1 protein-coding gene (cut by both window edges) is annotated in these 13,238 nt (G+C 70.5%); it reads right to left on the bottom strand.

The whole window is internal to a non-ribosomal peptide synthase/polyketide synthase gene (locus MAY35_RS10810) on the bottom strand: the coding sequence, 40,266 nt in all, runs 12,601 nt past the left edge and 14,427 nt past the right edge, and what appears here is coding positions 14,428–27,665, spanning codon 4,810 (complete) through codon 9,222 (partial); reading right to left, the first codon wholly in view occupies positions 13,236–13,238. The start codon and the stop codon both lie outside this window.

Raw genomic sequence — 13,238 nt, forward strand, 5'->3', positions numbered from 1 at the left:
GTGTCGGCCTGGTTGACGAACCACATTCGCTGCTGGGCGAACGCCAGCGGGATCCGTTCGGGCCGGGACTCGACGGCCACGATCGGGGCGCGTGCGGAGTCGAGGCCGGAACTCACCCGCGTCAGTTCACGCACGCTCGGGGCGTTGAAGAGTTCCCGGATCGAGATCTCCGTGCCGGTGACCTCGCCCACGCGGGCGACGAGCCGCATCGCGGCGAGCGAGTTGCCACCGAGGTCGAAGAACGAGTCGGTCACGCTGACGCGATCGACACCGAGGATGTCGGCGAACACCTCGGCGACCGCGGCCTCCGCCTCACCGGCGGGGGCGACGTACTCGCCCGCGGTGAAGACCGGTTCCGGCAGCGCACGACGATCGATCTTGCCTGCCGTGTTGAGCGCGATGTCGTCCACCGGCATCCACACGGTCGGTCGCATGTAGCCCGGAAGTGCCTCGGCGACAACGGCCTTGACCCTGTCCAGGTCGATGTGCTCACCCGGCACACCCGCCAGGTAGCCGACGAGGTGTTCCCCGCCGCCGGGTGCGGTGGCCACGGTCGCCGCGGCGTGGACGACGCCCGGAGCCGAGGCGATGACCGCCTCGATCTCGCCGAGCTCGATGCGCTGGCCGCGGAGCTTGACCTGGAAATCGGTGCGTCCCAGGTACTCCAGGACGCCGTCGGGGCGCCGGCGCACGAGGTCGCCGGTGCGGTAGAGCCGCGAACCCGGTTCGCCGTACGGATCGGCGACGAACCGTTCGGAGGTCAGGTCCGGGCGGGCCGCGTAACCGCGGGCGAGCTGCACGCCACCGAGGTAGAGCTCACCGGGGACACCGGCGGGCACCCGGCGCAACCGGGCGTCGAGCACGACGGCAGAGGAGTTCCACACCGGGATGCCGATCGGCACGGTCGGATCGTCGGCGGCAACCGAGTGGATGCGTTCGAAGGTGATCTCCACCGCGGCCTCGGTCGGACCGTACAGGTTGAAGAACCATGCGTCCGGCCAGATCTCGCGGACGGGTGCCGCTACCGCGGGCGGCAACGCCTCACCCGTGGTCGAGACGATGCGGATGGTGTCGAGGGCGGCGAGCTGCTCGCGGCCGACCACCTCGAGGAACACCGACAGCATCGACGGCACGAAGTGGATCATCGTCGTGCCCGTGCGGGCGATCTCGTCGGCGACCTGGCGCGGGTTCAGGTGTCCGCCGTCGGCGAGGACCACCAGGCGGGCACCGATCGACAACGGCGCGAACAATTCCGGCACCGAACAGTCGAATGTGTACGGCGTCTTCTGCATGACGACGTCGTCGGGACCGATCGGCAGGGCGTCCAGGCCCCACCACAATCGGTTCAGCACCGCGGCATGCGACAACGTCACGCCCTTGGGGCGACCCGTGGAGCCCGAGGTGAACAAGGTGTACGCGGCGTCGTCGGGGCGCAGCGGGGAGAGTCGCTCCGCGTCGGACACCGGTGCGGCGGCCGACGAGTCGACGTCCACCAGGGCCGAGGCGTCGACCACGACGACCCGCACACCGGCGTCGTCGGCGGCGGCCACCGCGTCCCGGACACCCTCGGCGTCGGCGACGAGCAGCACCCGCGCACCGGCGGTCTCGTACATGTAGCGGACGCGGTCGGCGGGGGCGGCCACGTCGACCGGGACGTACTGTCCACCCGCGGCGATGACGGCGTGGATCGCGACCATCATCTCGACGGAGCGCGGAATGCACAGGGCGACTGCCACATCCGGCCCGACACCGGCCTCGATGAGGTCGCGGGCCAGTGTGTTGACCCGGGCGACGAACTCGGCGTAGGACACCTCGCGGTCGCCGAAGACGATCGCGGTGGCGTCCGGGGTGCGCTGCGCCTGGGCGGAGACGGCGTCGCTGACGGTCTGCACTGCGGGCAGTTCCACCCGCTCGCCCCACTCGGCCGACTCGATGGCGGCCGTCGTGTCCTCGGCGACGAACGGCGCATCCCCCACTGCCCGGTCCGGGACCGAGGTCAGGGCATCGAGAAGACGGATGAAGCGTTCGCCGAACTCGAGCACCGTCGGCTCGTCGAAGAGGTCGGTCGAGTAGTCGAGGTTCACCGGCCAGGTCTGCCCGGCGGGCCGCGAGGAGACGGTGATCCAGAGATCGATCTGCGACGAGACCATCACGTCCGCGTACGGCGTCACCGTGATGCCGGCCGCGTCACCGAGTGCCTCGGCGGCGGTCGCCGACGGGCTGAACGAGAACATGACCTGGGCCAGCGGCGCGAAGGCCTCCGAGCGAACCGGACTCAGCCGGTCGACCACGGTCTCGAACGGGACGTCGGCGTGGGCGAACGCGTTCAGGTCGACGTCGCGCACCGCGGACAGGAGCTGTTCGAACGACTGGGCGCCGTCGACCAGTGTCCGCAGCACCAGGGTGTTGACGAACATGCCGACGAGCGGATCGAGCTCCGCCTGACCGCGACCGGCGATCGGCGTGCTGACGACGATGTCGTCGGTGGCCGACAGGCGTGCGAGCAGCACCGCGACGGCGCCGTGCAGCACCATGAACGGCGTCACGTCGGCTCCGCGCGCGACCTCGGTGACGCGCTCGCCGATCTCGGCCGGGATCTCGACCCGTGCGCGGGCGCCGCGCCCGGAGGCGACCGGCGGACGCGGACGGTCCGACGGCAGTTCGAGTACGTCGGGAACACCGGCGAGGTGCCCGGCCCAATAGGCCAACTGGCGTCCGACGACCGAATCCGGGTCGTCGACCGAGCCGAGGACGGTGTGCTGCCAGATCGCGTAATCGGCGAATTGCACGGCGAACGGCGGGAATTGGGGCTCGTTCCCGGCGACGCGGGAGCTGTAGGCGGAGACCAGGTCGGAGACCAGCGGGGCCATGGACTCGCCGTCGGCACCGATGTGGTGGAACACGACGGCGAGCACGAACTCACCGGGTTCGACCGCCCAGAGGCGCGTCCGGAACGGCCACTCCTCGGTGACGTCGAATCCCCTTGTCACCGCGGCGAAGATGTCGTCTTCGGACCCGACGACCTCCCAGTCGAGCCGGTCGGCGACCGATTCCGGCGGATGCACGAGCTGGAAGGGCACGCCTTCGGCATCCGGGAACGTCGTGCGCAGGACCTCGTGCCTGCGGACGACGTCGCCCAGCGCGGTGTGCAGTGCCTCGACGTCGAGGTCGCCCGACAGCCGCAGCACGATCGTCATGTTGTGTGTGGGCGCCGCGGGATGCAGGCGGTTGAGGAACCACATCCGGGTCTGCGCGAAGGACAGCGGAATCCGTTCGGGCCGTGGCGACACCGCCACCACGGGCGCGATCCGGGAGCCGCGACCGGTCAGGGCGGACACCAGCTCGCGCACCGACGGCGCCTCGAAGACGTCGCGGACCGAGACCTCGACACCCAGGGCGTCACCGACGCGGGCACTGACCCGCATCGCCGACAGCGAGTTGCCGCCCAGCTCGAAGAAGCTGTCGGTGGCACCCACCCGCTCGACCTGGAGGAGCTCCGCGAAGACCTCGGCGACCGCGGTCTCCTCCGGCGTCTCGGGAGCCACGTACTCACCGGTGGCGAACTCGGGCCGGGGCAGCGCCCGTCGGTCCACCTTGCCCGAGGTGGTCCGCGGCATCTCGGGAAGCGCCATCCAGACCGTGGGTCGCATGAACTCCGGCAGACCCCGCACGGACGCTCCGCGCACGAGGTCGAGATCGACCTCCTCACCGGGACGTCCGGCGACGTAGGCGACGAGTTGCTCGCCGCCGCTCGGGGCGGTGGCCACGACGACGGCCACATGCACGACACCCGGCGCCGAGGACAGCACGGACTCGATCTCGCCGAGCTCGATGCGCTGCCCGCGCAGCTTCACCTGGAAGTCGGCGCGGCCCAGGTATTCCAGCACGCCGTCGGTGTTCCACCGGGCGCGGTCACCGGTGCGGTACAACCGGCCGCCGCGTGGATCGAAGGGATCGGCGACGAAGGTCTCGGCGGTGAGCCCCGGCCGCGAGGCGTAACCGCGGGCCAGCTGGGGTCCGCCGAGATACATCTCACCCGGGACGCCCGGCGGGACCGGTCGCAGCCGATCGTCGAGGACACGGACCGTCGAGTTCCACACCGGTGCCCCGATGGGGATGTTCGGCGTCGGCCGGTCCACGCGTCCGTAGGTGATGTCGACGGTCGCCTCGGTCGGACCGTACTGGTTGTAGAGCCCGAGTTCGGGGAGCAGTCGGAGCAGACCACCGGCGAGGGCGGGGCTCAGAGCCTCACCACCGGAGAAGATCCGGCGCATCGACGAGAGGTCGGCGTCCCCGGCGCCGGTGGCGCCGTCGAGGAACGCCGCGAGCATCGAGGGCACGAACTTGGCGGTCGTGACCCGATGGCGTTCGATGAGGCGTGCCAGGTAGACCGGGTCCCGATGTCCGCCGGGTTCGGCGACGACGACCGGCGACGCGGCGAAGATGCCGCCGAAGTAGTCCCACACGGACGCGTCGAACGTGTAGGGCGTCTTGAGGAAGAAGACGTGCTCACCCGGGCCGTTCGACTCGGTGAACCACTCGAGGGTGTTGCGCAGCGCACCGTGGGTGACGGTCACGCCCTTGGGGCGTCCGGTCGATCCGGACGTGAAGATCGTGTAGACGGCGTGGTCCGGCAGCACCCGGACGGGTCGATCGGCGTCGGACACCGAGGCGACCGCGGTGTCGACGGGCGCGGACGCGTCGACGACGACCACCGGGAGATCCACACCCGCGAGCGCTTCCGGACGCTCGGCACCGATGAGCACCATGGCGACGTCCGCGGTGTCGATCATGTATTGCGTGCGCTCGACCGGGGATTCGGTGTCGATCGGCACGTACTGACCGCCGGCCGCCACGATGGCGTGTACGGCGACCATCACCTCGACCGAGCGGTCGATGCAGACGCCGACGGCGACATCGGGTCCGACACCGAGCGAGATCAGTTCTCGCGCAAGGATGCTCACCCGGGCGGCGAACTCGTCGTAGTGCACCACGCGGTCGTCGAAGAGCACGGCGGGGCGATCCGCCGCGCGTGTGCGCGCATCGGCGACGAGGTCGACGACGGTGTGCTCGCCCGGGATCTCGACCTCGTGTCCGCGAGACCACTCGGCGACGTCGAGACCGTCCACCGTGGAGACCAGCGGGATGTCGGACGTCCGCTCGTGGGGAGTGCGGGCCACCGTCTCCAGGATGTGCACCAGGATCTCGCCGAAGACCCGGATCTGGTCGTCGCCGAAGGCGGCGGGCAGGTACTTCAGCTGCAGCGACACCCGTCCGCCCGCGGCCGCGGTGATCAGGTTGATCGGGTAGTGGGTGGTGCTCCTGGAGTCGACGTCGGCGACGACGAGACCGTCGGCCAGGCCTTCGGTCGCGTCCTGCGACGACAGGGCCTCGGTGTCGATCGGGAACGACTCGTGGACGGTCAGCGTGTCGAACAGCTGGGCCGATCCGGCCAGAGCCGTCAGGTCGGACAGACCCAGGTGCTGGTGATCCATGACCGCGACCTTGGCGGCCTGCAGCCTGCGGAGCACCTCGACGATGGTCGCGGCCGGATCGACGTCGACGACGCTGGGCAGCGTGTTGATGAAGAGCCCGACCATCGTCTCCACGCCCGGCAGATCCGCGGGCCGGCCCGAGACGGTCTCGCCGAACACCACGACCCGGTTGCCGGTCATCCGCGACAGCAGAACAGACCAGGCGAACTGCATGACCGTGGCGGTGGTGACGCCCTCGGTTCGGGTGAGCTCCTCGAGCCCCGCGGTCGTCTCCTCGTCGAGCATGACCCGGTGCTGCCGGGGCAGTTCGTCGTCGGTGGCCTCGAGTCCGGGCGCCACGAGAGTCGGGCCCTCGATCGGCGCGAGCACCTGTCGCCATGCCGCCAGACCGGCGTCGCGGTCGGCGGCGGCGAGCCGCCGGACGTGGTCGGCGAAGTCCGATCGCTGCGATCCCTCACCGCCGGCAACCTGGCCGGTGTAGGTCTCCCCCGTGGCGTACAGGGCGAGCAGGTCGGCCAGGACCAGCGGACCGGACCAGCCGTCCATCAGGATGTGGTGGTTGGTCACCACGAGGTGCGCCTGGTCGTCGTGCCAGACGAGTACGAACCGCACCAGGGGCGGTCGGCCGAGGTCGAACCGGGCCAGCCGCTCGCCCTCGACGATCCGCCGGATCTCGGCATCCGCGTCCTCGGCGGTCACCCCGGAGTCCAGCCGAACCACTCGCCACGGGATCTCGACGTGCTCGGGGATCACCGCGACGACCGCGCCGCTGCCGGTCCGGAGGTAGGCCGACCGCATCACGCGGTGTCGGGCGAAGAGTTGCTCGGCCGAACCGCGCAGCCGATCGCCGTCGACACGGCCGCCCAGCGTGAGGACCACCTGGGTGACGTAGACGTCCACGGCGCCGGAGTCCTGGCCGGACGCGGCGAGCTGCGCTTGGAAGTACAGACCTTGTTGCAGCGGCGTCAGCGGCCACACCGCCGCGCCCGGATACGTGCGGGCCAGGTCGTCGAGGTCGCGCTGGGTGACGCCGGTGCCCGGGACGTCCGACGGGGACAGGCCGACGCGGGTGCCCGAACCGATCGCCTGGGTCAGCGCAGCCAGTTCGGCCGCCCACATGTCGAGGAGATCGGTGACCTCGTCGTCGGCGAACAGTGAGCCGGGGAAGCTGGCACCGGCGACGAGCTTGCGGTTGCCCTGCTCGTCGAGTGAGGTGGTCACGCTCACGCCCAAGGTGCTCAGAGCCACCATCCGACCGGACGCGGACGATCCCAGGATCGGCGCGTCCGGAGCGTGGGTGAACGGGAGCACCTCGGCGTCCGGCGCGCCTGCGCCTCCGCCGGCACCGAAGTAGTTGAAGGAGATGCTCGGGAGCGGACGCGTGGCCAGTTCCCGGGTGTCGGAATCGGGGTCGGCGGCCCCGGATCCGTAGCGCAGCCACCCGAATCCGATGCCGTTGTCCGGCTGGGCCAGACGCGCTTCCTTCGCAGCCTTCACCGCGTGCACCACGTCGGTACCGGGATCGAGGCGGACGGGGACGATGGTGGTGAACCAGCCGACCGACCGGGACAGGTCCGCGCGACGCGGCGACTCGCCGGCGGCGAGGACCTCCTCGTACCGGCCGTGACCCTCGGTGAGGACCGTGACCGGTGCGCTGTCGGTGATCTCGCGACGTGACTGCCAGGATCGGACCGCACGGGCGAAAGCACCGAGCAGGACGTCGCTGACGTTGCCGCCGAATGCCTCCGGCACCGCCGTCAGCACGGATCGGGTCACCGGGGCGCCGACCTCGAGGGAGACGTGGCGCTCGGTGGACATCAGGTCGCGGGTGCGGTCGAGCGTGACGCCGAGCGGCGTGGGCCGCGGCGGCAACTGCTCGAGCCAGTGGTTGCGCTGCTCGTGCCACGAATCAGTCCGGGCCGCAAGGGCATCCGTCCACGCCCGGGCGCTCGTCTGTTCGGCGCGCAGTTCGATGTCCCGACCGTCGGAGAGCTGCGCCCATCCGGTGATCAGGTCTTCGATGAGGATCGGCCAGGACACGGCGTCCACGCCGAGGTGATGGATGACCAGGAGCACCCGCCCCACGCCGTCGCGGTCGCGGATCAGTGCGGCCCGAACCAGCTGCCCGGCCTCGGGGTCGAGGGTGGCCGACACCGCACCGAACGCGGTACGGACGTCGGAGTCGAACTCGTCGGTACCGACCGCGGCGACACTCGACACCTCGATGACCGCGGACGCGCCGTCGAATGTGTTTCCGACGGTCGACCGCCATCCGTCCTCGGTCTGCGCGAGGGTCGCGGTGAGCATGGGATGCGCGTCGACGACCGCCGCGAGGAGCTCGATCAGCCGCTCGACGTCGAGTCCGTCCGGTGCCCGGAGCACCGCGGCCTGCACGAAGTCGGCGAAATCCGATGGAGCCGAGGCGTGTTCGATCATCCAGTGCACGACCGGGGACACCGTGACCGGTCCGGTGCCCGCCGAGGACTCCTCGAGCATCGGCAGGCGGGCGGCGTCGTCATCGGCCGCGGCGGCCATGCCGCGGATCGTGCGGTGCTCGAAGATCTCGCGCGGGGACAGGTCGACGCCCGCGGCGCGCGCCGCGGACGCGAGCTGGATCGACATGATCGAGTCCCCGCCGAGGGCGAAGAACGACTCGGTCACCGACACCCGCGGGATACCGATGAGGTGCGCGACGATGGAGGCGAGTACTTCCTCGGTCGTCGTGGCCGGCGCCACGAACATCTCGGTGTGTACCCCGAACTCCGGCTCCGGCAGCGCCTTTCGATCGATCTTGCCGGCACTGTTGAGGGTGATGTACGGCAGCGTCATCCACACGGTCGGACGCATGTACTCCGGTAGCTCGGCGGCCACCGTCGACTTGACGAGGTCGAGGTCGACCCCTTCCGGCGCGACGTAACCGACGAGGTGGTCGGCGCCCGTCGGGGCCTTGGCCACCGTGACGGCGGTGTGCACGACACCCTCGACGGTCGCGATCACGGACTCGATCTCACCGAGCTCGATGCGCTGGCCGCGCAGCTTGACCTGGAAGTCGGTGCGGCCCAGGTACTCCAGGGTTCCGCCTGCCCGCCAGCGCACGAGGTCGCCGGTGCGGTAGAGACGCGAACCCGGTTCGCCGTACGGATCGGCGACGAACCGTTCCGCGGACAGGTCGGCGCGTGCGGCATAACCGCGGGCGAGCTGGACGCCGCCGAGGTACAACTCACCCGGCACCCCGGCCGGAACCGGTCGCAGCCGCGCGTCGAGGACCCATGTCGACGTGTTCGCGACGGGCACGCCGATCGGAATGATCGCCGGGGCGGTGGACACGTCGGCGACGGCGACCTCCACGGCCGCCTCCGTGGGCCCGAAGAGATTGACGATGGAGACCTGCGGCAGCAGGGCGTGCAGCTTGGCCACGACGGCCGGCGGCAGCGCCTCACCTGAGGCGAAAACCCATCGCAGCGCCGACATCTCGGCGAATCGTCCGGCCGGGACGAGATCGAGGAAGATCGACATCATCGACGGGACGAAGTGCACCGACGTGGCCCGTGTCGAGGAGATCAGGTCCACGAGATAGTCGGGGTCGGTGTGACCGCCGGGCCGGGCGACGATCATCGTCGCGCCGGAGATCAACGGGCCGAACAACTCCGGCACGGAGACGTCGAAGGTGTAGGGAGTCTTCTGCACGATGCGGTCGCCGACGGTCCACGGGAATTCCCCGAGTCCCCACCACAACCGGTTCATGACGGAGGCGTGCGACACCGTGACGCCCTTGGGGCGGCCGGTGGAGCCGGAGGTGAACAGCGTGTAGGCGGCGTGGTCGCCCCGCAGCGGCGCGAGGCGGTCCGCGTCGGTGACGGGCGCGGTGTCGGCGACGGCGCTCGTCGCGTCCACCTGCACCAGCGTGATCCCGTCGTCGAGTCCGTCGATCGCCTCCGGACGAGCGTCACCGGCGGACAGCACGACGGCGACCCGGGCGGTCTCGATCATGTACTGAACCCGATCGGCCGGTGCGGCGGTGTCGATCGGCACGTACTGACCACCCGCGGCGAGCACGGCGTGCACGGCGACGACCATCTCGACCGAACGGTCGATGCAGACGCCGACGGCGACCTCGGGACCGATCCCCAGCCCGATCAGGGTCCGCGCGAGATCGGCCACGCGCGAGCCGAATTCACCGTAGGTGAGTCGACGACCTTCGAAGTCGATGGCCACCTGCGTCGGGTCCTCGGCGATACGTGTGGCCACCGCGTCGGCGATCACCGGACTTCCGAAGACCGTGGTCTCACCGACCGACCAGCCGTCGACGCGGGCACGGTCGTCGGCCGAGACGAGCGCGAGATCGCCCACGGCGACGGTGTCGCGACCGGCGCCGGTCATGTCGCGCAGCAGCGAGACCAGGCGGTCGGCGAATCCGGCCACGGTGCCGGCCTCGAACAGGTCGAGCGCGTAGATCACACTCCCCGACCACGCCTGACCGGCCGCTCCGACCGAGACGGCCACGGCGAGGTCGAGCTGGGCAGAGACCTCAGGCGGTTCCACGGGGGTGATCGCCAGTCCGGGCAGCTCGGCCGCGCCGGCGGCGGCGTCCTCGCCGAGCACCCCGGGTCCGGCGGGCAGCGCCTCACCCAGGGTCAGCAGGACCTGCGCGAGGGGCGCGAACGCCTCGGAACGGATGGGGTCCAGGTGTTCGACGAGCGTCTCGAACGGGATGTCGGCGTTGGTGAACGCGTCGAGGTCGGTCCCGCGCACCTGTGCCAGCAGCTCGTCCACGCTCATCTCCGGCGCGATGCGCGACCGCAGGACGAGGGTGTTGACGAACATGCCGACCAGCGGGTCGAGGACGCGTGAACCACGTCCGGCGACAGGGGTCGCGATCGCGATGTCGTCGGTGGCCGACAACCGCGCGAGCAGCACCGCGAGCGCGGCGTGCACGACCATGAAGGGGGTGACGCCGTGCGTGCGCGCGGTGGCGGCCACCGCGTCGGCGACCTCGGCGGGGATCTCGAAGCCGAGTCGTCCGCCCCGGGCCGAGGCGACCGCGGGCCGGGCGTGGTCGGTCGGGAGCTCGAGGACGTCGGGCAGTCCGGTCAGACGTTCGGTCCAGTGCGCGAGCTGACGGCCCAGGACCGACTCGGGATCGTCGGCGGAACCGAGCACGTCGTGCTGCCAGATCGCGAAGTCGGCGAACTGGACGTCGAGCGGCGCGAGAGCCGGGACCTCCCCGGCGCTGCGAGCGACATAAGCCGCCACCAGGTCGGCGACGAGCGGCTTGCGCGACTCACCGTCGAAGGCGATGTGGTGGGCGATCAGACCCAGGATGTGGGTGTCGTCCTCGGCCGGCCACAGGCAGGCTCGCACCGGCCATTCCGCCGACACGTCGAAGCCGCGGGTGATCGTCCGCTCGAATTCCTCGGCCGTCGAGACGATCGAGAAGTCGAGGCCGGAGGCGACCTCCGAGGCATCCGAGATCAGCTGGTACGGACCCTGTTCGTCCTGCGGGAACGTCGTGTGCAGCACGTCGTGGCGAGCCACCACGTCGGCGATCGCCGCCTGCAGCGCCGGTACGTCGAGATCTCCGGCCAGCCGCACGACGGTCGGGATGTTGTAGGTGGGCAGCGTCGGGTCGAACTGGTTGATGAACCACATCCGCTGCTGCGCGAACGACAACGGGATGCGTTGCGGGCGTGGCGATACCGCGACGACCGGCGGCAGCGCACGGTCGCGCTCGGTGGTGCCGGCCACGAGTTCCCGAACCGTCGGGGCGTCGAAGACGTCGCGGACCGACACCTCGACCCCGAGGACGTCGGAGACACGAGCGGCCAGGCGCATCGCCGAGAGAGACGTGCCGCCGATGTCGAAGAAGCTCTCGGTGACACCGATGTCGTCCACCCCGAGCAGGCCCGAGAACGCCTCGGCCACTGCGGCTTCGGTGTCGTTCGCGGGCGCAACCACCTCGCGCTGGCTCACATCGGGTGTGGGCAGCGCGCGACGATCGACCTTTCCCGATGTCGTCAGCGGCATCTGGTCGAGGACCATCCAGGTCGTCGGCACCATGAACTGCGGCAGGCCGCGACGCGCGAGGTCCTTGACCGTGTCGAGGTCGGGCGTCACGCCCGGGCCGCCGGCGAGGTAGGCGACCAGTTGTTCGCCTCCACCCGCCGGGGCGGAGACGACGACGGCGGTGTGCACGACGCCGGGCGCCGAACCCAGGATCGACTCGATCTCCCCGAGTTCGATGCGCTGGCCACGCAGCTTCACCTGGAAGTCGTTGCGGCCCAGATACTCCAGTTCACCGTTGGCGTTCCACCGACCCCGGTCGCCGGTGCGGTACAACCGGGCACCGGCCGGTCCGAACGGATCGGCCACGAAGGTCTCGGCGGTCAGTCCCGAGCGCGAGGCGTAACCGCGGGCAAGCTGGACGCCGCCCAGATACAGCTCTCCCGCGACACCGACGGGCACGGGCCGCAAGCGGGCGTCGAGGACATGCACGGACGAGTTCCAGACCGGTGTGCCGATCGGGATGTTCTGCGCCGACGGGTCGGTGACCGCACCGTAGGTGATGTCGACGACGGCCTCGGTGGGACCGTACTGGTTGACCAGGAGCGCGTCGGGCAATTCGGTGGCCAACCCGGTGGCCAGACCGGGCAGCAGGGCCTCGCCGCCGGAGAAGATGCGGCGCAGGGTCGCGAGCTTCTCGATGCCCGCCCCGGTCGCGCCGTCCAGGAAGGCGGCCAGCATCGAGGGGACGAACTTGACCGACGTCACGCCGTGACGCTCGATGAGTCCCGCGAGGTACCGGGGATCACGGTGCCCGCCGGGCTCGGCCACGACGACCGCGCTCCGGTTGAACACCGGTCCGAAGAACTCCCACACCGACGCGTCGAAGGTGTAGGGCGTCTTCATCAGGAAGCGATGTGCGCCTTCGCCGTTCGAGTCGCTGAACCACGCCAGGGTGTTGCGCAGGGCGCCGTGGGTGACGGTCACGCCCTTGGGCCGGCCCGTGGAGCCGGACGTGAAGATCGTGTAGACGGCATTGTCCGGATGGACGACGCCGAGGCGTTGCGCCCCCGTCACGGGCGGCACCGGTGCGTCGGGCAGTGGCACCGTACTGTCGGCACGCACGACGCGGCCCGCGAATTCGGCGAGCGCCTCGGGAGTGTCGCCGGGTCCGGTCACGACAGTCGCGACCCGAGCCGTCTCCAGGATGTACCGGCTTCGCTCGACGGGGCTCTCCGGGTCGATGGGCACGTACTGCCCGCCCGCCGCGACGATCGCGTGCACCGCGACCATGATCTCGACCGACCGGTCGAGGCAGACCCCGACCGCAGCATCGGGTCCGACGCCCGCATCGATGAGTTCGCGGGCGAGCAGTGACACATGCGCGGCGAACTCCGCCGCGTCGACGACCCGGTCGTCGTAGATGACCGCGGGCACATCGGGGGTGGCTGCGGCCCACGCCGACACCAGGTCGGCGACAGTGTCCGGCGCACCCACCTCGGCACGGGGCCCCGCCTCGAAATCCAGCAGGCGGGCCGACTCGGCGGGCAATACGAGATCGACATCGCCGACGGGACGCGACGGCGCCGCCAGGACGGACTGCAGCACGGCGACGAGCCGCTGCGTCAGTGCATCGATGGTCGACTCGTCGAAGAGATCGGTCGCGTAGATGACCGAACCGGCCCAGCGCCGACCGTCGTCTCCCCTGTCGATGGCGAAGTTCAGGTCCACCTTGGCGCCCGG

Origin of the sequence: Gordonia sp. 'Campus' (assembly GCF_022206305.1) — a bacterium.
GTDB lineage: Bacteria > Actinomycetota > Actinomycetes > Mycobacteriales > Mycobacteriaceae > Gordonia.